The 20,990-nt window shown below is 59.6% G+C and carries 8 protein-coding genes and 2 pseudogenes; 1 reads left to right on the forward strand and 9 read right to left on the reverse strand.

Going from position 1 to position 20,990, the window contains the following annotated elements; all coding sequences use genetic code 11:
- From RFN28_RS32945 to RFN28_RS32985, 9 genes and pseudogenes are all read right to left on the reverse strand, one after another.
- Positions 1–2,379 (reverse strand): annotated as a pseudogene (locus tag RFN28_RS32945) (hypothetical protein); the annotation flags it as partial.
- Between the two features lie 627 nt (positions 2,380–3,006).
- Complete coding sequence (locus tag RFN28_RS32950; RefSeq protein WP_320223955.1) at positions 3,007–3,750, reverse strand: MurR/RpiR family transcriptional regulator; 744 nt, start codon at positions 3,748–3,750, stop codon at positions 3,007–3,009.
- A gap of 559 nt (positions 3,751–4,309) precedes the next feature.
- A complete protein-coding gene (locus tag RFN28_RS32955) occupies positions 4,310–4,849 on the reverse strand; it encodes a hypothetical protein (protein ID WP_320223954.1) in 540 nt (179 codons plus the stop codon).
- A gap of 37 nt (positions 4,850–4,886) precedes the next feature.
- Positions 4,887–6,980: a type III secretion system export apparatus subunit SctV gene (sctV, locus tag RFN28_RS32960; protein ID WP_320223953.1), complete on the reverse strand. Its 2,094-nt coding sequence runs from the start codon at positions 6,978–6,980 to the stop codon at positions 4,887–4,889.
- An 11-nt stretch (positions 6,981–6,991) separates the two neighbouring features.
- A complete protein-coding gene (locus RFN28_RS32965) occupies positions 6,992–7,369 on the reverse strand; it encodes a histidine kinase (protein WP_320217578.1) in 378 nt (125 codons plus the stop codon).
- 42 nt (positions 7,370–7,411) lie between these two features.
- On the reverse strand, positions 7,412–7,987 hold the full coding sequence (locus tag RFN28_RS32970; RefSeq protein WP_320223952.1) for a hypothetical protein: 576 nt from the start codon (positions 7,985–7,987) through the stop codon (positions 7,412–7,414).
- Between the two features lie 26 nt (positions 7,988–8,013).
- Positions 8,014–8,904 (reverse strand): SctD/MshK family protein, encoded by an 891-nt coding sequence (locus RFN28_RS32975; RefSeq protein ID WP_320223951.1) that lies wholly within the window; start codon positions 8,902–8,904, stop codon positions 8,014–8,016.
- Between the two features lie 114 nt (positions 8,905–9,018).
- Positions 9,019–9,228 (reverse strand): nodulation protein NopA, encoded by a 210-nt coding sequence (locus RFN28_RS32980; RefSeq protein ID WP_320223950.1) that lies wholly within the window; start codon positions 9,226–9,228, stop codon positions 9,019–9,021.
- A 982-nt stretch (positions 9,229–10,210) separates the two neighbouring features.
- A complete protein-coding gene (locus tag RFN28_RS32985; protein WP_320291334.1) occupies positions 10,211–17,137 on the reverse strand; it encodes a shikimate kinase in 6,927 nt (2,308 codons plus the stop codon).
- A gap of 2,575 nt (positions 17,138–19,712) precedes the next feature.
- Between RFN28_RS32985 and RFN28_RS32990 the strand changes: the two are divergent.
- Positions 19,713–20,990, forward strand: a pseudogene (locus RFN28_RS32990) (hypothetical protein); the annotation flags it as partial.

Genomic DNA, 20,990 nt, shown 5'->3' on the forward strand with positions numbered 1-20,990 from the left:
GCCGCTTGGCTGCTCGCGCGGGGCCGCTTGCCCATGGGCTGCCAAGCCCAGCGCATTGTTGGCTGCGACCATTTGCCGGTATTTCTGCAGAAAGCCCCAGGCTGTGCCGAAGACGGGGGCTGCGTTCTTCTTGTATTCGTCAACCGCCCGGCTCAGCACCGCGGGTTCAATCTGGGCAATGCCCTTGCCGAAGTTCTGACTAAGCCACCCGTTGAAACGACACAAATGACTCCGATAGATCGTTAGCGTGACTTGACCGTACCTGCTTGCAGCTGCCCGACATGCATCTTCGATCACCTGGTTCTCTTCGTTGACGGGGCGAGTTTTAGCTGTTGTGACAGTCTGTCCGGCATAGGCTTGCCGCAGCCTTCCCAACGCCACGTTGATTTCGCTCAGTAGTTTGGGATGGTTGCCCGAAAAGTCCTTCGCCAGACTGTCCAACTGCCGATCATCTAGCCTGCCGGCGATCTGAGTCCGGTGATTCTCGTCAAGCCATGCACTGAATTTGCGCAGCGACGCTAGATCGTGCCACATGGTTCCTTCTTTGAGGCGGGCCACGGCTATTGCCCGGTATTGGGCGAAGAGTTCCTCATCGTCCTTGGTGCCAGGTCGAACATTCGAAGCCGTCAGAGGCTCTCCGACAGAAGCTTGCCGGAGCCTCTTCAGCGCCGGGTTGACACGCGCCCTCTCGCGCTCCGCGAAGTCCTTCGCGAGCGCGTCCAACCCCGGGTCCTCAATCCGGCCGGTGATCTGCGTCCGGTGGTTTTCGTAAAGCCATTTGCTGAACTTGCGCAGCACCGCTAGATCGGCCCTCACGGTTGGTTCTTTGAGGTGGGCCCTGGCTTTTGCCCGGTATTGGGCGAAGAGTTCATCATCGTCCTTCGTGCCGGGTCGTCGAACAGTCGAAGCAGCCGTCACAGGCCGTCCGGCAGAAGCCTGCCGGAGCCTTCCCAACGCCACGTTGGTGTCGCTCAGTAGTCCGGCATCGTTGCCCGCGAAGTTCTTCGCCAGGCTGTCGAGCTGCTCGTCATCAATCCGACCGTCGATTTGGCTCTGGTGGTTCTCGGCCAGCCATTTGCTGAACTTGCGCAGCGCCGTTGTATCGCGATCAATCGAGGGTCCACTCACCTTGGCTGTGTTCGCCGCCTCGGCACGGTAGGCGGCAAAAAGCGCCTCGTCCGGGTGCTCTCGGACCTGCTTGCGGCTGCGCGTTTGCTGAACGAGGGAAGCCTGGTGCGGCGCCGCGGCCGGCATTGTTTGGCGCGCGCCGGTCAAATCGCCTCCCCTGGTCCCTTCTTCGAGGCCGGCAGCCTGGGCAAAGAGTTGCTCATAGTCTTTGGTGCCAGGTCGAACATTCGAAGCAGCCGTCCCAGGCTGTCTGGCAGAAGCTTGCCGGAGCCTCTTCAACGCCGGATTGATACGCTCGTCATCGCGCTCCGCGAAGTCCTTCGCCAGCGCGTCCAACCCGGGGTCCTCAATCCGGCCGGCGATTTGCGTGCGGTGGTTCTCGGCGAGCCATTTGCTGAACTTGCGTAAGGCCGCTAGATCGCGCCTCACGGCTGATCCTTTGACCACGGCTTTTGCCCGGTATTGGGCGAAGAGTTCCTCATCGTCCTTCGTGCCGGGTCGAACAGCCGAAGCAGCCGTCACAGGCTGTCCGGCAGAATGCTGCCGGAGCCTTCCCAACGCCACTTTGGTGTCGCCCAGCAGTACGGCATCGTTGCCCGCAAAGTCCTTCACCAGACCGACCAGCTGCCCATCCTCAATCCGACCGTTGATTTGGCTCTGGTGGTTCTCGTCAAGCCATTTGCTGAACTTGCGCAGCGCCACTATATCGCCAGCAATCGAGCTTTCACCCACCTTGGCTGTTTTAGCCGCCTCGGCACGGTAGGCGGCAAAAAGCACCTCGTCCGGATGCTCGCGGCCGCGCTTGCGGCGGCGCGTTTGCTGAACGACGGAAGCCTGGTGCGACGCCTCGGCCGGCGTTGTATGGCGCGCGCCGGTCAGATCGCCCTGTTGATTGGCCGCAGGCCGATATGCGTCCGCGACGACGTGAGCGAAGTTCACGACATCGGGTGCGCTTCCAAATCCCGTAGCGGGCAGGTTGACCCGCGGCGGCGGCATGGAACTCGAAGCTTCGCAAGCGCGCCCAATCGCTGCGCGGCTCCGCGGCTGATCGACACTTTGCGCGGTTGAGTGGACCACCCGCTCCGCATCCTGCCAGAACTGCGCCGAAGCGAAACTTGCGGCCGGCAACGGCCCGGCGCGGTCGGCGGCGGCAAAGAGCTCGTCCTGGTCAAAACTCTGCGCAGGTGAGTGAGCTGGTGGAGCAAAGGGCAAGTGCGAACCGCCTTCCCCGGCGCCCTCCTCTTGCAGCATCCTCGGTCCAACCGCATCTGCATTTGAGCCAGTCCGCCGCCTGGCGAGACGGCTGTTTGGAACAGCTTGCCGATGCTGGCCCGGCTGCAACGCGTTCAGATGCTCCTGAAAACGCGCCTGGTTCGTCTGCTGCTGTTGCGAGCCTGCATCGTCTGTGCGAGCGAAATCTGAGACGTGGGACCGATTGATATTGCTAAAGGGACCCATCGTATCTCCCTTGCCTGTTCCGAGCAGCTCAAGCCGCCCTGGCGGCTGGAAACTGTTCTATGGGGCTCAGCTGTCGACAGGCTGACGGACCGAGAGCGCGGCAGGACGCAGTCGAGATCATCCCTCCAGACGCGAAGGAGGAACTCGCTGCACGGCCCGCCGATCTTCCCGTTCGACGAGCCCCGTCCAGCCGCCGTTGCGAAGCTGTCGGATCTGGTGATGCCGCGCCTCGCCTATGCAGCCTTGCGGCGCGGCAACCTAGGTGAGCGTGCGTATTGCCTCAGGCGCTTGCGAAAGGCGCAGCCTTCCATGTCGTCTCGCGCGGATAATCACGCGGGTAATCATCAAGTAATTTCCGGAAACGCGCTAATCCCGGTACCAGCGGTTTGGATTACATTTCGCCCACCCGCTGCGCTTCCACTATCGTTTCCAGAAGACATCGAGCTCCGCCAGCTGGCGCTCGATTTCCTTCACGACCTCATAGACATTCAATCCGGACTTGGCAGCGATCAACTTGGCCAAGATCTCGCTTGCTACCAGAGCCGGCGCGATACTTTTGAAGAAGGATTGAGGATTGCTAATTACAATGACGCTTGCCTTGGCCATACGGGCGAGCGGCGATACGCTGCTGTCGGTGATGGCAACCACAGCCACTCCTTGGCGCGCTGCTTGCCTAGCCGTTTCGATGGTTGCACGACAGTAAGGCTCGATGCCTACCGCCAGCACTACGTCGCCTTTCCCGACACCTCGCAAGGCATCGATGCCGAGTCCCCCGGCCGCATCAAGAACGACCGCCGGCCGGCCGAGCCGTGACAGCGTGTAGGCAAAATGCTGTGCCACCGGATGCTCTGCGCGCAGGCCAAGGCTGAAGAGATTTCGGCTCTCGGCAAGGACACTGGCAGCAGCCGTCAGCTGCATCGCGTTCGCGCATTCCCCGAGCCTCGCGATTTCCGCTGCCAGCGTGCCCGCGACGACTCCGACCGTTGAGTAACTGCCATCGCCATCTTGCCGACGCTCAGGCAGCGGCGATTCGGCAGACGTGCGCAGGGCCTTCGCATAAATGCTGCGCATGTCTTCGTAGCGGTCGAGGTCGAGCCATCGCGCTAGCCTCATCATGGTCGTGTGGGACACACCCGCTAAATGCGCTTGCTCGCGCATGGACATCAACGCGACGTCCTGCGGATGGTCCAACACAAACCGGGCAGCCCGCTGGAGCTGAGGCGGCATCGTCTCAAACCGTTCGACTAAAAGGTCGGTTAGAGGCCCCTTTTTCATAGTCCTTCGCACCAGTCGGCCAGCTGAAAGGTACGCCCGATTTCACAAGAATAGACACTCGAAAAAATTCCACTTGGACGCTCTTGCTGAACCGCACTGCCCCGGTACTGAGCTGGATCACCCGATGAGACACGCGCCAGTTCTTCATTGACAACAAAATGCCGCGCCCTTTCTGAACCACATCTCATGTCGTAGCGACAAGCACCCTCTTCTGCGCCTTCAAGTTTCAAGGCACGTACCTTCGGAGACATACCCTGTTTGATTGCCGTAGAAGGCGCACACTTACTGGATTTGAGCATTTGAGAGATCAATTCGCGTACCTATGGACCACGCTTTTTCGCGCTGATTTCGGGCTCGTCAGGTTTTGCGGGGAGAATGGGGAACAACTGATGAAAAGCTGCTGCGACTATGTTGATCGCCTGCGATGAGCTTCCGCGCGAATGCCAGTCTACCGCGATCGTGCCGGCGCACTCCGTCCGGACTTCTCGTCAAGCGCGAGTGAGCGGTTAAGGTTGTTGACCAACATCTGGTTCCCGGGTTCTTTCCTGAGCGCTTGGCGATATAGCGCTTGTGCCGCGCCATGCCGTCCGCAAATGTCGAGCACAACTCCCTTCGCGTTCAATGTGCGCAAGTTGCCTGGAGCCGCAATCAAAACCCCGTCGAGCACCTGAAGCGCCTCCGTCGGGAGTTTCCTTGCTAGTAGGGCTTTCGTAAGCTGGATCGCCGCGTCGACATTGCCTGGTTGCTGCTGCAGCTGATCCCGCAAAGCCCGCTCGTGAGCATCCTGACCAACGGAGCTCAAGATGCGTTCGCGCGTGGCCGGATTGATATCCTTGGCACCGAGCAACTCGGGTGACGGCGTCTCCTTCACTGAAAGAGCTTGTGTGCCCCAGCTAGCGCAACCGCCGAGAGGAAGAATGACAAGTATTGCGAAGGGAACTGACGCCAGACGAACTGAACGCAACTGCGAAATGACTGTTGTTCTCATGTGAATGCCGCTATCCTTACGACTAATGTCACGCACTTCAGCTGGGCTCAACGCGCAAATTGTTACGATCTCCTGACGTTTCACGATTCGTTGCAGCGGTGAGCTTGACGGATCCGACGGGCTGAATCGTAAACTCCGAATCCAGGTCCTGATAAGACAAAACGGCGAGATCGATCCCGTTGCGGGTAAGGAAACCGCGGACGAAGCGTCGGACATCCATTGAAGCCAATATGACAGGATGCCGCTGACCCGGCGCAGGGTTCGAATGGATCTGCCGCATTTGTGACAGCAGCATCTCACTTTGCCCGTCCCCCAATACGAGGTAGGGACCAACAGCCGAATCACGTATCGCGCCGCGCACCAAATTCTCGGTTTCACGTTCGATAATAAAGGCGGGCACGACACCCTGAGCGTTGGCAAAACGATGACAGATCTGTCGCGTCAGACCCGAACGAACATATTCGGTCAACAATGCGACGTTTTGCTCCTGCTCCCCCCATTCGGCCAATGCCTCCAAGACGAGGCGGGTGTTGCGGATCGGGATATCTTCGTCCAGTAGACGGCGCAGGACATCGGCAATCCGGGGGATCGGCGTCGTGCGTAGCACCTCCTTCACCAAATCGGCATATTTCTGCTCCATTCGGCCCAGCAATTCACGCGTCTCTTGGATGCCCACCAAGCGCCGCGCACGGCGCGTCAGCGTTGCCTGGACTCGCGATGCAATAAGTTCGATGGGACTGTGATAGCCGATGCCGGCGTCATTGAGAGCCGACGCATGGCTTTGTTCGACCCAGATCTTGCCCGCTTGTGGGTCATGCTGGAAGGGGATGCCGCTCAATTCAATATTGGCCAGATCGTCGGTGAGCCTTAGCTGCGTCGGATCAATCGCATCCTGTTCGACCGGTACGCCCTCGACATCTATCCTGAACTGCGGGTCCGGCAACTGCTGTTCGACTGCAACAGGGATGCGAGGAACAATGATGCCGAGGTCAGATGAGACCAGTTCCGAAACGCGCTCAATGTGCTGTTGCAATTCGGTTTGGTTGATCGCATCTCCAAGGCTCGGTGCAAGGAGCAGGGTGATCGGACCTCCTTCCGGAGGTGGGGTTTGCTTTTTTGGCTCCCCGGGAGCTGCAGTGGTAGCATTTGCATTGTCGCCGTTTTGCTTATCACCTTTGGTAAAACTTGCCGTCGCGAAGACTGCGGCCAACACGAGAAAGACGGGCAGAGGGAAGCCGGGAACAAACCCCATCGCAACCATGACACCAGCAGCCAGCCTCAATGCCCGCGTATTGGCGGTGAGCTGGCCGGCTATGTCGGCACCAAGGTTGAGTCTCCCGGCCCCACCTACACGCGTGACTATGGTCGCCGATGAAATCGACAGCAGCAGCGCCGGAATCTGTGAGATTAATGCATCACCTATGGTCAGCAGAGTGTATTGGTGCAGCACCTCGCCGAAGGGCAAACCCTTAGACAGCCCGATGGAAACTCCGCCCAGCAAGTTGATACAGATAACCACCAGCCCGGCGATGGCATCGCCCTTTACGAACTTCATGGCCCCGTCCATAGCGCCATAAAGTTGGCTTTCTTTCTCCAACATGGCGCGCCGCCTACGAGATTCATGCTCATCGATGTGGCCATTCCTTAGCTCGGCATCGATCGCCATTTGCTTGCCTGGCAGAGCGTCCAGCGTGAATCGCGCCGCCACTTCTGCAACGCGTTCGGCACCCTTTGCGAGAACCATGAACTGGACCATGGTCACCACTAGAAAGATGACAAAACCTACGACGATGTTGCCTGAGATTACGAAATCGCCGAACGTGTGGATGATGCTGCCGGCCTCCCCCTCCGCAAGGATTAGTCGCGACGTTGCAATGGTAAGCGCGAGGCGGAACACCGTAGAGATCAAAATGACGCCGGGCAGGGAAGAAAGTTCAAGTGGCGTGCCGACATACAGGGCAACCATTAGAAGAAGTATGGCGAATCCGAGGTTGAATCCGATCAGGACGTCAACGACCGCGATTGGGATTGGCATGATCATCATGCCGATCGCCAGAAGCAGCATTAACGCGACCATTATATCCGGGTTGGCCGGCGCTCGCGCGATGAAGTTGCGCATGAGGTTCGCCATTGCGACCTTCTTTATGTTTGTTTGAGAAGAACTGTGCCGCTGCGAAGTGAAACGTAGCTTTGGAAAACGGCTCGCGCCTCGTCCATGCGACGGGCTCGCAGCAGCGCATGGCTACGCATGAGAGTGAGAGGGACGCGAGAAGATTGCTGGTCATCAAGTACGTCCAGCCTGTCCAGGATCGTCAGTGCTTCATCGCCGAGACCCTCAGCAATCAGCGCATAGGCGAAAATCCGTAGCAGGCTGACATCTTGAGAATTGTCGCTGACGGCGAGCCGCAACAAGGCTAGGCTTTGGGCGCTCTGCCCACACGCTAGGTGGGCATAGGAAAGGGCGCAGAGCAAATCTCGCTCCTGCTCGGAAATCAGCACGACATCACCGGTCTTTGGCAACGTGTGTCCCGACGGGATGACGTAACATTTGAGTGTTATTCTTCATCCAGGTCGACCTTCGCTCGCCTTGATCAAGCTGTTCCGGTTCTGTCGCAACAGCACCAGCCGCCGGAACTCCTCTTGGAGGGCGGAAATACCTTCACGCGCCACCGAATCCTCAGGTACCGCCGCTAGCGCGTCGACCAAGGCCTCCAGAAGAACACCACGCTTCCCTTCGCGCAGGATTTCCGGATGACGTAGGCGTGGCGTGATGAAGGAGAGCTGGCTACGTGCGAGAGTATGGCCATAAAGAGCGGCCATTGCAGCGCGGGGCTCGATCTCACTGATCTGAGTGCTCTCGCTTGGGCTGACGCGCGTGACCGCCTCGATTTCACTAATTCCCAACGATCCGTTGGCCGTGCGTGCGAGCGGCATATCGTGCGCGTGCGCACGCCGCAAAGTCGATGCATGCTTCTTGCTACTATTTGCATGAGCGCGATCGATCTCCATATTCGTAAGCGCGATTTTCCCCGCATTCTTGGTTCCATCATTGGCCGGCTCGGCTGCTCCTGCAGGCTCGATGTTAAGATCGCGCGCCGAGGTGCCGGAGCCGACAGGGTAGCTGGACATCTTGACCATGGAGTTCTCCTACCGAACCTGGAAGTTTAATAAGGGAGCGCAGCAACGCGGCCATTTCGGCTCAGCAGCACATGAGCGTCCTCAATCCGATCGACCATCCATCCATTATCCAATAGAGCGCCGACGAAATACTTCTGCCCACCGATCAGAAGATGTGGCAGATTCCCGCGCCAAACAGCTTCAATGGGGATTGCTGATGGCGCCTTGTCCTCTTTGATCACCACACCGTTCACGAGTGTTAGCGCTCCATTCGTGCGATGATCGAACCGCTGTTGGATCTTCTGCCACTTGGAGACCAAGGCAGGCGTGACGGTGCCCTCGGCGGTAACAACACTGTCTGCGGATTTGATCTTGATATCGAATAACTGCGCCCGATCAATTTCGTCTTGCAGCGCTTTCGCCGCTAACTGGACGCTCTGATCACCAGGGCGGTTGATGGTTACCTTCGATATAGGTGCGGGGTTAGTAGGATTGGCGCTCAATCCACTGGCGCTGCCGTAGAGGGAAAAAATGGTTGAGAGCGCGCCGACTCCAATGCAGCTCAGCAAGACGACGGCTATCACTGGCATTGAGAGGCGACGCATGCCAATGGGGCGCTTTTGCCCGGCATCTTGAACGGACCAGAGAATGGACATCGCGCCCACATGAATGACGACAGGAAGAGACACAACAACGCGCTCGCCTGCTGCAACATTTTGGTTGCCCTCTATGCGGACCCCATCCGCAAGGGCCTCGACCTCGATCGAATTGCCAAGAAGACTGATACGAAGATGACGCGCCTCTAGCCCTTGCTCGATGAAAATTATATCGGACTCAAGACCACCACCGATTACATTCGGCCCCAGAGGCGAATTACCAGTCAGCCCAGAATAGAGGCCCGACAGCACCTCGAAATCGACGGAAATGGCGTCATTCACGGAACTCTCCCGCACAAGGAGATGAGCCGTACAGCATGGCCGTACGGCTCATTTTGACTCCACATTGCACTGCCAAGGCAGCGATCGGGACGACACTACGTCCCGTTTGCAATGTTACTGAACGCGCTCGTCGGCCACCTTCTTGATTGTTTGAAGGTTGGTTGTAACGGTGCGCAGCATCACACTCCTTTGCGTCGCCTCTGCGCTCATTGCCGTGAGCGCCGCAATTTGCGACTGGAAGGCGGCAGCCCCAGCCCCGTCAGCAGCCATATTGCCAATGGCCGGAGCAGCACCACCACCAGCAGGGGGAGCAACTTTAGACATATCGTTTTTCCTTTCCGTTCGAATTGTGCCGTGCTTGACGGCTTACACTCCTGACGCCGAAGGATCCGGCGTCAGGCATCCTCTTCCGTGTCACCCATGGCGTCATCGAAATCAGCCATGGTATCGCTCGCCATTTGTACCGCAATGGAACTCAGAACACTCTGGAATGCCGCATTCTGATCTACGGCTTGCGGGTCACTTCCGGAACTGACCGAACCGCTGTCCCGACCACCCTCCCCAACCGGTCGGCCACTACCAGAAGGCCCGCCGGGCTCATCCTGCCTATCCCCATGGCCCGCACGAGCCAAGGAAGCACCGTTGCCGCCACCTCCACCTCTAATTGCTCCGACCATCAGGTACCTCGGTTCCTTTATTGCCCTCAAGAGGCTGCGATGCAGTGTTCAAAATCGACTTGCTCAAAGTAAGAGCGCGAGCTTTCGAGAAGCTGACGGCTCAAAAAAAAACGAAGGGACGCTGTCACAAAACTGATGGTCGTGTACGGGCTGGCCTGCTCATATCGATGCGACGGCGGCTTTGAAGGCGCCATTTTCCCGGCAGGTGGGATCGGAAGGGGCTGTCATGCTCGGTGCCGCAATTGAAGCAGTTCGATGTGAAGCGTGTTCGTAGTATGCGAACTCTGCCGATGGATGAATTCAGATGGTAGGGGGCTCGCCGCGCCATCGTTATAGACCCGTTCACGATCGCCGCTAAACTGGCGGTCCATAGGTATATAGCGCGGGTGCGGAACGGTGCTTTATTTTTTCAGACGCACGTCAGCGAGTGCTTTTGCCAGCGAGCGCTTGGCGGCTGCGGTGGCGTTTGGGGGGGCAACAAATCCGGACGCGCGATGAGGCCATCGACGATGGCCCCCCTGACTCCGCTTCGGTGGTTATTACTCTCTCGTATCGGTGTTTTCACTGCCCTGCGACTTGAAACGATACCGAGGGCTCATTCACACGCTCCCTTCAGTTCCTGTGCTTGTCTACGGTTTATCCTGGTGACGCAACAATATTGGCGAATTGCTGAGTGGCGGCCGCGTTGGGCACAGATGGGCGTGTAGCGCGCTGAGGCATGGATCCGCGTTCTTTTTGTCTTGTTGGTGAGGCGGGATGAAGGTGAGATCGGCTTGTTGGTAGAATGGTCTGCGCTCATCGATCAGTTGGGCGATCTTTTGCTCCGGGTCAGGGCCTCGCAGCAGCGGGCGGCTGGTATCCCTTTTGAGGCGCTTTTTGATAACCTCCAGCTTGGTATCGAGCCAGATCGAGACCGCCTTGTCGCCGATGAGACGGCGGCTCTGCTCATGCATCAACGCGCCGCCGCCGGTGGCGATCACCGCGGGCGCTTCCTCCAGCAGACGGGCGATCAGTTTCGCCTCCATCTCCCTGAAGTAGGCCTCGCCCTGCTCTTCGAAGATTTGCGAGATCGATTTGTGGGTCTGCTTTTCGATTATTTTGTCCGTGTCGTGGAAGTGGAGCTGCAGTCGCTTCGCGAGAGCTGGGCCGATGCTGGATTTGCCGGCGCCCGGCATGCCAACGAGCACGACCGGCCGACTGCCGAGCGCCGCGACGACTTCCTTCGCCTGTGATGACCCGACGGTTTGCGGCATGCTTGGTTGCCCGACAGGTCGCAATTTCAGGGCCGCAGTGGCGCCTGCACCGCGTTCGCCTTCGGCTTCCCACTGAAGCACGGCCAGAGCGCCATCGGGGACTGGAACGCCCTGGCAGTTTTCCATGACGCGCTGCATGAGTTGCTCCGCAGGAGCGTCCCCACCCGCCCGCCGCAGCTGGTCCAGCTGCTTGTATGTGTGATGATTGGCGAGCTTGGCTTGGTAGCTGGCCGGCGTATGGAACTCAACCTGGAAGCGATAACCATGCGGTGTGGCGAGCACGCTCTGGATGCCGCTGAAAGTCGGATTGCGCATCCTGAACCAGTTGGTTGTGTGGCGTTCGGCGTAGCCGCGCTCGTCGAAGGCCAGGATGGCTTTCTTAAAGCCACGGGTAAAATCCTGGTCGGGGAGTTCGAAGATGTGGCGGACAGCGTTGCTTATCAGCTGCGGCGCGCTGCCAGAGGGGGCGTTCAATCCGGTGAGCTGTTCAGCCATCGAGCCTTCCGATCGCACCCGGCGATCGAAATGAGGCATGTTCACCGGGATGCCGGCCTGCCTGAGGCTCTCGGCAACCCAGATTGCCGCTGCGGTGATTGCCTCCTCTTCAGCTCTCGCGCGCGTCGCCTCGATTTTGGCCTGCTCCGATGCTTCCTGGCGGCTCAGCGTTACCGTCACATCGGAATCCACGGCGGCAGGGCGGCGGCCGGAGCGTTCGGGCAACAGGCCGTTCTGTGCGGCGAATTTGATCGAGGCCTCCATGACGCAAGCCGCCAGCGTGGGATTGTCTTTGAGTTCCTCCAAGGTCGCATCGACATCGAACCTGCCCTGGCTGAGTGTCGCCGCCATGCTCTTGACGTAAGGCACGGGCTGCAAGCCCGGCGTCTGGCATAGGAGCCGCTGCAGCTCATGGCCTTTTTTCATAAACCGGCGGGTGCCGGTGTCGGATTTATAGGCATCCGTCCCGACCTTAATGCCGAGGCTCAGCAGGTTGCTTGTGCTTTCGACGAGGTCGTCCGGATTGTAGCCATCTGGGGAAGGATCGATCCGGGCTTGAGTGTGGTCGAGCAAAAGCTGGACGCGGTCGCGCGGCTGGGACGTTGCCGGATAGCTCTCCGCTAATTCCTGGAAGAGGTTTGCAAGCGCTGGGCTCACCGACGGGCTTAAATCGTCCACGATCTCGACGGTTGCGGACAAGTTTTGCTGATCCGCCTTCGCCGCCCATGCCGCAAGCTCGGTCACGAGCAACGCGGCCATCTCGCGCGCGACCGGATGCCGGGCGACCTCGATCTCCTGCCTCGCCCTGGCGAGCGTGTCCTGGATATCCTGGCCCCGCACCTCTTCCGCGTTCAACAGGTTAGCGATGTCGCGCCTGAGCTCGTGGTGAATGCCCTCGTAGGTGCCAAAGACAGCACGCTCGGCAAACCAGCGTCGCGCCTCGTCGGACTGCGCCAGAAAGTTTCGCTGCAGGCAGCTATAGGTTTCCAGGACGTCCTGCGTGGTGGCAAGGATCTGGCGGGCACGACTGAATTGGTAGCTATCGTCCTTAAGCGCCGGGGTATGCGACTTCGCCGGCTTGAGTGAGCGAACGCCGCGCGCTTGCTCCTTCTCATCGAACTGCCGCACATGCTCATAAAGCTGCGGTCGGTCGCCGATGATGATGACCGCGTCCCCGTCGAAGTCGCCGTCAAGCTTCTTCTGTTCACTGGTCGGGATAGCAACCAAAGAGCCCGGAGCAAACACCTCCGTCGCCTGGAGGATGCCTATGCTGTCGACCGGCGTGTCCACCTTGGCGCGATCCTTGCCGTGTGTCCAGCTCGAATGCGATTTGACGTCTTCGGCGGACAGCACCAGCCCACGCTCGGCGTAGTCGGCCGGCCACATCTTGTCTGGCACGACGATCAGAATGCCTTTGGCAAAAAACATCGGATCGTCGCCCGCCAGTTCTTTCCCGTTCTTCTCGGCGACATTGAAACTGTATTGAATGGCTACGCAGCCATCCAGGAAGGCCGCAGTCGGATCCCCATCACCTGCCGACCTGACTTGCTTGGCGCCAAATGGCCGCAGGTTGGCCTTGTCATAGGGGGCTCGCCCGATCAGCACGCCACCCCTCCCCGTCAAGGTCTCGCTCTTGAGCGTGGGCACATGGACGCAATCATCACTGGACGGTACGGCGACCGCGCCGGGAGCGTCGATGTGTCCGGCCGTCACGGTGCGAAACAGATCCTCGGCCCCCAGCTCTTGTCCTTCTCTGCTGTCGAGCCAGGTCTTGGCCTTCTCGCGCGTCTCATCCGCCACCAGCTCGCTGCGCGGATAATGTTGCAGCGCCGAGGCAGGAACGGACGATCTCCTTGCCTCAGCAAAAGCAGCCACCCGATCGAGACCTTGGCCTTGAGCGGCCCGACGAACAGCCGGCATACGCTCGGCCAACGAAGCCTTTATGAAGCCGCAACCGTCATGCGGTCGCAAGGCGATCGGGCCTTCCGGCCCGGTCAGCCTGAAGGGATGCGCCTCGCCCGTCAGACGGTCCGGCAGCAGCGACAGTTTGAAGGCTCCTTCGAGTGCGTAGTCGTGGGGCCCTAGACCTTTGATCGCCGGGGGCGCGGCAAAGCCTCGGCGCTGCGTGTAATAATAGGCTTCTTTGAATGGCGCCCAGTGTCGCGACAGCTGCTCGAACGCCGTACCCGGTGCGGTTTCGGCATATGGAATTGCCAGCAGCTTCCCCCCGAGCGCCTGAGCCCCCGTTTCGCCTGGAGCGCGGGCGGCGATCTGGGCAAGGGTCTTTTTCGGCGGTTTTGACTTGCTGCCGCCGAATAGATCCATCCGGTATGGCACACCCTCGACACTCAATGTCCGCCCCAGCATGAAGGCGCTCGGCTTTCCCGGCAGTTGTACCGCGACCACCTTCACCGCCCCTGAGGTCAGGCGATGGAAAATGGAATAGCGCGTCTCGGGCTCCGTCGGCAATCGCCGCCCCTGCATGTCCACCACCGGCAACTGCATCAGCCCCGCATCACCCTCCGGCGGTCTCGGCTCGTGGTCCATAGCGCGCAATACCTTATGGACATCGAAGACGGCGGCTGGATGTCGGGCCTGGATCAGTGCCGCGTTCTGGGCCATGAACTCGTCCAGCGCCTCGACCGGCCCCTCTGCCTCGATCTGCGCGATCAGGTTCCAGCTCATGTTGGAAAGGTCGCCTTCGATGAGGCCGCGCGTGCTGGCCAGGATCTCCCTGGTTCCGCGATGCAGCTCATCCCGACGCCGCTTCAAAGTGGAACTTTCGGCATCGACGTAGGGCCTCTTGTAAAGCCCCTCAAGGACAGCACGGGCCTTGAGCACTTGATAAATCGACAAGGCTGGACAGCGGCTCGAATTCGGTCCAGCGATCCGCTCGGCCTCGCTTGCCTTGAGTTGCGCCTTGATCTTGTGCTCCATGACTGGTTGAATGTCGTTCAGCAGGTTCAAAGTCTGCCTGCGGTGCCAGCGCAACGCCCTTTGGGAGCTGCGCGCTAACGGCACCAGAGCGGCGCAGAGATTGCCCATGGTCTCGAGGTTCTCGGGGGCAAAGCCAGAGGTCCGACGCAATGCCTCGAGTCGATCCAAGCCTGTCCGTGCCAGTAGACCCAAATCGTCATGCAACTGCGCCTTCGCCAGCGCCTTGAAGATATGCACGATGCTTAGCGCGTCGGCCTGCTCCAGGCGATCGCTGGCGTAATGAAGATGATGGGCCAGCTGATGCAGCCGATCCCTCAGCAGAGCGGTGTCTGCAATTTCTCCGGCGTCCTGTCCCCGCACGACGCCGCGCCCCAAGATATTGGCGATGGTGCCGAGCGCGACGGTAGTGAAGGTGCTAAATCTTGGACCCGCCGCGCCGAACCCGCGCGCGATATCCATGATCGCCCCGTGGCATACCGGTTGTTCGGGCCATTTGCTGAAGCCATGCAGGACAATGGCAAGTTGCTGCGAGGAGAAATCGGACAGCCCCCCGGTGCGGTCGGCGCGACAACGAACTTCAGCAGCAATTGCGACCGAGGCGTCCCCGCACCCCGTCTCGTCAGTCCACTTGCTGAAACCGTTAACCAGATTTGCCAGATCCTGCGGATTGAAAGCAGATAGCTGCTCGGCGCGATAGGCACGGCGAAGCACATCGCCGGCGATCGCGACGGTAGCCTCGCGACAGCCCGCCTCTACCGGCCACTTGCTGAAGCCATTCACCAGGTTCGCCTGCTCCTGCGCAGTAAAATCGGTCAGGTGGGCGCCGCGGCGGCGAACCTCACCGGCAATCGCAAGGGTGGCCTGGCGACAGCCCGTCTCATCCGGCCACTTGCTGAAGCCGTTCACCAGGTTCGCCAGAGACTGCGGGGTACAATAAGATAGCTGGCCAGCGTGGTCAGCGCGGCGCCGGATCTCGCAACCGATCGCGACGGTAGCGCGGCGACACTCCACTTGTTCCGGCCATTTGCTGAAGCAACCTACCAGGTTGGCCAGATCCTGCGGATCAAAGACGGACAGCGCGTCGGCGCGGCGGCGAACCTCGCCGGCTAGAGCGACGGTGGCCGCAGCACAACCCGCCTGCTTTGGCCATTTGCTGAAACCGTTCGCCAAGTGTGCCAGATCCTGCGGGCTGAAAGCAGATAGCTCATCGGCACGGTCCCCGCGATGAAGCATCTCACCAGCGATCGCGACCGTGACGTCACCACAGGCTGCTTCATCGGGCCATTTGCTGAAACCGAGCGCAAGGTTCGCCAGCTCGCGCGAATCAAAACCAGGGAGCCGGCGGGCACGGCGGCAAAGAACCTCACCAGCGATCGCGAGCGCGGCCTCGCGGCAGTTCGCCTGATCGGGCCACTTGCTGAACCCGTTCACCAGGTTTGCCAGATGCTGGTGCGCAAAACTGGAAAGTCGGCCGGGGCCGCGGCGAACCAGCTCACCAGCGATCGCGACCGTGGCGCTACTACAGCTCACTTGGTCCGGCCGTTTGCTGAAGCCGTTCACCAGATTCGCTAGTGCCTGCGGAGTAAAATCGGACAGCCTATCGGCGCGGCGACGAATCTGACAGGCGATCGCGACCGTGGCTTCGGCACATGCCAACTCGGTAGGCCACTTGCTGAAGCCGTTTACCAGGTTCGCCAAGTCCCGCGAATCAAAACCCGAGAGCCGGTTGGCAAGGCGACGGACTTCACCCGCGATCGCGACAGTGGCAAGGCGTGAACTCTCTTGTCCAGGCCACTTGCTAAAGGCGTTCACCAAGTTTGCCAGGTGCTGGTGAGTGAAATTGGCGAGCCGATCCGATCCACTGGCGCGGCGACGAATCTCACCCGCGATCGCGAGGGTGGCCGCACCACACCCCCCTGTGTCAGACCACTTGCTGAAGCCGTTCACCAGATTTGCCAGACACTGCGGAGTAAAATCAGATAACGCATCGGCGCCGCGACGAAGAACCTCTTTGGCAATCGCCGCCGTGGCCGCGCCACAGCCTGTCCTCTCCGGCCATTTGCTGAAACCGTTCACCAAGTTCGCCAAGTTCTGCGAATCAAGAGCAGAGAGCCGGCTGCCGCCGCGGCGAAGCACCTCACCAGCGATTGCGCCTGTGCCGTCACCGCAGCCTGCAGCTTCCGGCCATTTGCTGAAACCGTTCACCAAATTGGCCAATTCCTGCGGATGAAAATCACAGAGCCAGTTGGCTTGGCCAGCGCGACGGCCCACCTCGCTGGCGATGGCGACCGTGGCCGCGCCACACCCCGTCTCTTGCGGCCATTTGCTGAAACCGTTCACCAGATTCGCCAAATGCTGTGGCTCAAAACCGGCGAGGCCGTTTGTCCGTTCGGCGCGGCGACGGACCTCACCGGAGACTGCGACCGAGGCAAGGCGTGAGTTTTCCTGTTCCGGCCATTTGCTGAACCCGTTCACCAACAGGGCCAGGCTTTGACTGTCGAGTTCCCGAAGCACTCCGCTTTGCTCGCAACAAAATTCAGCAATTCTGCCCATCCCATTTTGGCAAGCCGGCACCCGTGGATATCGGCTGAACGATAACGCCAAGAGCGCAAGCGCTTTGGGCTCGACATCAATGAGTTCGTGGGCAAACCTAGACACCTGAGCTGCCATGGCCCGGCAAGCTTCCATGCCTGCCGGGCCTTCCTCGCGGCTCACTGCATTGCAAACTGTGGCATATCCCCATGTTTGCCGGACGCGGATATCGTGCTGCCAGTTGGTGACAAATCGAGATGTGAACTGGGCAGCGGCCTGCTGCAGGAATGTTGCAAGTTCCGGCATCTTCAGATCTCTGCGATAGCGCACCACAGCCATTGAGAATTTGCGGATGTCACCAGCGAAACCGATGTCGTGTAGGGCGCCATTAAGCAGTTCTTGCGAGTTTGCAGTGCGGCCATCCCGCCTAGCTACATGGTCGATAGGTCGCTCGCCTGATCTGGCGCCCAGATCGGGTACGCTTTGTCGATGTGGCGGCAACGCGTCGATGCGCGAGCTTCCGGCCGCTTGATGGCTGCGCCAGGGTTCGCCACCGGGCTGCCGCCTTGGTCCGTTCCGTAGCGAGATTCCGCCGTGACCGTCCCGCCCGGCTTTATTGTCGATCGGTCGTTCTCCCGGTCTGGCAGCAGGTTCGCTCACGCTTTGCTGACGCGGTGGGCGCGCGGCTGTATATGAAGGTCCGGCTGATCGATCGCCGCGCCAGGGTTCGTCATCAGGATGCAAGAAGCCTTCTTCTCGGGTTGGCCCCTCGCCCTCCGACACCGAGGGGAAACGACGACGCCGCCCACTGATTTGACCTAGAGCAGCAGCCAAAAGTCGGTGTGAGCCAAGCGAGGGACCGGCAGGGCGGCCGCCAGCAGAATTATCGGCTTGGGGCGCAATGGGAGCGGAGGACGTCCCTTGGTTTTGAGGCCCAGAGTGCATCCGCTGCACGACGGAATTGAACGATTGACTGCCTTCTTCAGGGGCGCGGCCTGATTGCGAGCACGGACCGCTCGATCCCCGCGTGCTGCCGGAGTCAGCACCTCCAATGTGCGATCTTCCAGATCGTCCAATGCCTGTCATATCCAATCTCCAATGGGGGCAATGCGCCGCCTATAGTGTCGAGGCTGATTCGCTCATCCGTGGGGCGAGAAGTGCGGTGGACCGGGCGCCCAGGCGAAGATGGTCTTCAAGAAACGGGGGTTCTGAAAAGTCTGACGCTGGCCATGCCCTCATCAGCCGCTCGAAGCGCATGCGACCGAAGTACTCACCCCATTGGTCAACTCAGCATGCGTGAGACCCCATCGGTCCCGTTCGAGGTCTTGTGGATCGCCCTGACGCGATCGCTTGCACGGCACCGGCGGCTATTCCCAAAGTTTGCCTTAATCCGGAGCACGCGCAGCAGTCGCGGCAGGAGATGTCGCGCGCACGTCGGCGGCATGGAAATAACGGGAACCGCGGTCATCGAGCCATGCGCCAAAGGCGACGATGTCCCCCGTACCACCCGACAGACATCGATCTTTCGCAAAATGTTGCTTTCCTGAGACAATGACAAAGCTTTGGCCATCGCACATAGCCGTCCTTACCTTACATAAACCTGACCTGCGCTCAGCCAAAATGCTGAAGTTGCTAAAAGCGAAGACCACTGGAACTACTGCGGCAGCGGGCGCGGGCTACAGCCTGAGAGAACTGGAAATTTGTGAGCAATCTGCGTCATCGTCAGCCCTGCGGCCGCTCCGTGGCCGAAGAGGCCGAACGATGGGAATTGCGCGCCTGCCATATCGGCTGCAGACCGACGACCGGGCAACCATGCAGGCGTTGTTCGCCAGCTGCAAAAAATTCGATTCCTGTCGGTACCCTCGTGTCGACACTGTCCTGGGCAACAGGGCGCGTGTCGTGACCACAAAACGAGCCGCAATGGCCTGATCGCTCGATGGGACGCAGGCGGCGAGAGCTCAATAGACACGGTGACGTCGAAGCAGTCTGTCAGTGGCGTTCGAGGAGATCATATCTGCCTGTTCATTCCCGCTCAGCCATCCGAGTTCGCAACCAGTTTGAACATCAAACATCAGACCGGCAAACCAGTAGCCTCGTCATTGCCACCCACAGGCTGCGCACTTCAATATCTGTGAAATTACCGGCACGTACAAAGGTGCTCGTCAGCCTTTTGACAGCTAAATGAGAGATACACCGGACGTTGAACAACGCAAAGCCTTCGAAGCGGCCGTTAGGTTCGATCGAAATGCAAATTCCGCATCCGAGCTTAGCTTGGGTCCAGCTATGATTTGTCTCATCTAGGGAGAGTGATTTGGAGCCCCACAACGGATGGTTTGATACGGACGCCTGGATGCGCGACTACGCTGCTCTGCAGGAACAGCAGCGGGCGAGGCAACAATCGGGAGGCATGCCCGCGGATCAAGCACATTTTGAACAGCAACTGAGCGAGTTGCAGCTCAGTTCCGCTGGTGCGCGCCCCAGTGATGCTACTTACCCTGAAGCTAGTATGCCTGACACTCGCCCGGCCAAGCCGCATGGAACCCCCCAGCGCGCTGACATAGAGGATTCAATGTGGATGCCTCCGCAGTCCAAGCCACGAAATGGCGGGTTCAGCAGCACGTGCTACACCGGGCCCTTGGGAGCGCCTCCTGCTGTGCGGACGAAGGACGGCAAAGGCCGGCACCTATGGTCACGTGTGAAGTCGGGTGTCGTCAAAGCCTTTTCGGGGAGTTGTCGCGAGGACTCGTCCGGAATGTCGGCGTCGGATGTAGTTCATTCAGAGCTTCGCATATATTACGCGAAGCGACGGCTCCCGACCGAGCCCTTTGAGGCGGACAAAATCCTTGTTTCCAGGTTTTTGAGGGCGTCTCTCGGCAGCACATTCGTGCAGACTGCCCAGAGGAATGCATCTCAATTGCACCAGTTCAGTGCATGGCTTAACCAGCGCGAGAGGGACCCAATTGCCGACCGGTTGAACGACCATGAGTTGGACAACGATGCACGGGAGTATGCGCAGCAATTTGACTCTACCGGCAGCAAGAAAACCAAAGATCAAATCATAGAGGCATTGGAAAATATACGACAAACCAATCTGCCACCAGCTGAGCTCACAGATGACGAGAGGCTTATTGCGGGGTTCAGCGAGGCGGCCCAATCCGCCGGCCGTGCGAGAAAGACCGTTAGTGGGTGGGAGACGAGTCTGCATAAATTCCGCACCTGGCTACGGCCCACGAACTTAACGCTGTCCAGCTTGCTTGACCGCCCCGAGGATCTGAATCGACTTGCGACACGCTCTGGCACAAGAGATATCCATGCGGCATTGACAGTGCTTCAGGAGTTCCATGCCGCGAACGTCGAGGAACGCCCCCCAAATTTCAACCCCCACCGCCGACAGCGCTTGGCTGCCCCTCCTGCCGAAGATGCTGCGCTCATGAAGAGGTTCAAAACGGCAGCCATGCAAGCCGGGGTTCCCAAAAACACGATTGACAGCAGCCTGATACATGCAAAAAAATTCGCCAACTGGCTCCATGAGAACGACAAGGAGCCGTTGGCTTCTCGGTTTCGAGATGAATCGCTGGCGGACGATTTAGACCTGTATAAAGCCCAGGGTAACGACCCTGAGAACCGTCTTCAGTCGACGCTGAATCATCTCCGGAGGCTTATGTCGGAAGGGTGCGGCATCGAACAGATCGGGCCCGGCCCGCGTATCATGGGGCGGCGCCTCCTGGATGCTTATCCCGACGACGCCGAACTTATCGACCTTGTGACCCAAGAAAGATTGAGCAACCTTGGACCCGAGCCGACTGCGAAACAGAAGGCCCCTATTTTCCATGCGGCTAGCGTGCAACGCAGGTTTAGTGATTGGCTCCAAAGGGAGAAGAAGGGGAGCATAGTGAGCCGACTCAAGGGGGGTCAGCAGCAACAAAGTGAGTTGATGCGAGATGTCAAGGGCTTCGAACAAGCCACTAAGCATGCCAAGCTGCGTCTCAACGACCTTCGGCAATACCTACAAGTCGTTGAGGCGAACAGAGCGCTCGGGTTGCGGGATCCTGAGGAGGCGGGTTCGTTCGCCGGGGAAGGCGCCCAGCAGGCCAGCTCGTTTCAAGAGTTTTCCTCAGCTCCGCATACTCCGTTCGAGGGGGCTTGGGATTGGCTCACCACGCAGATGCAGTCCTCCACGCCCTCGTCTGCG

It is taken from the genome of Mesorhizobium album (assembly GCF_033977205.1).
Taxonomy (GTDB): Bacteria; Pseudomonadota; Alphaproteobacteria; order Rhizobiales; family Rhizobiaceae; genus Mesorhizobium; species Mesorhizobium album.

Excerpts from the sequence above, each read along its gene's own strand:
- RFN28_RS32950 (WP_320223955.1), bottom strand. The coding sequence starts at position 3,750 with ATGTCCATGCGCGAGCAAGCGCATTTAGCGGGTGTGTCCCACACGACC.
- RFN28_RS32980 (WP_320223950.1), bottom strand. The coding sequence starts at position 9,228 with ATGTCTAAAGTTGCTCCCCCTGCTGGTGGTGGTGCTGCTCCGGCCATT.
- RFN28_RS32955 (WP_320223954.1), bottom strand. The coding sequence starts at position 4,849 with ATGAGAACAACAGTCATTTCGCAGTTGCGTTCAGTTCGTCTGGCGTCA.
- RFN28_RS32970 (WP_320223952.1), bottom strand. The coding sequence starts at position 7,987 with ATGGTCAAGATGTCCAGCTACCCTGTCGGCTCCGGCACCTCGGCGCGC.
- sctV (WP_320223953.1), bottom strand. The coding sequence starts at position 6,980 with ATGGCGAACCTCATGCGCAACTTCATCGCGCGAGCGCCGGCCAACCCG.
- RFN28_RS32985 (WP_320291334.1), bottom strand. The coding sequence starts at position 17,137 with ATGGCTGTGGTGCGCTATCGCAGAGATCTGAAGATGCCGGAACTTGCA.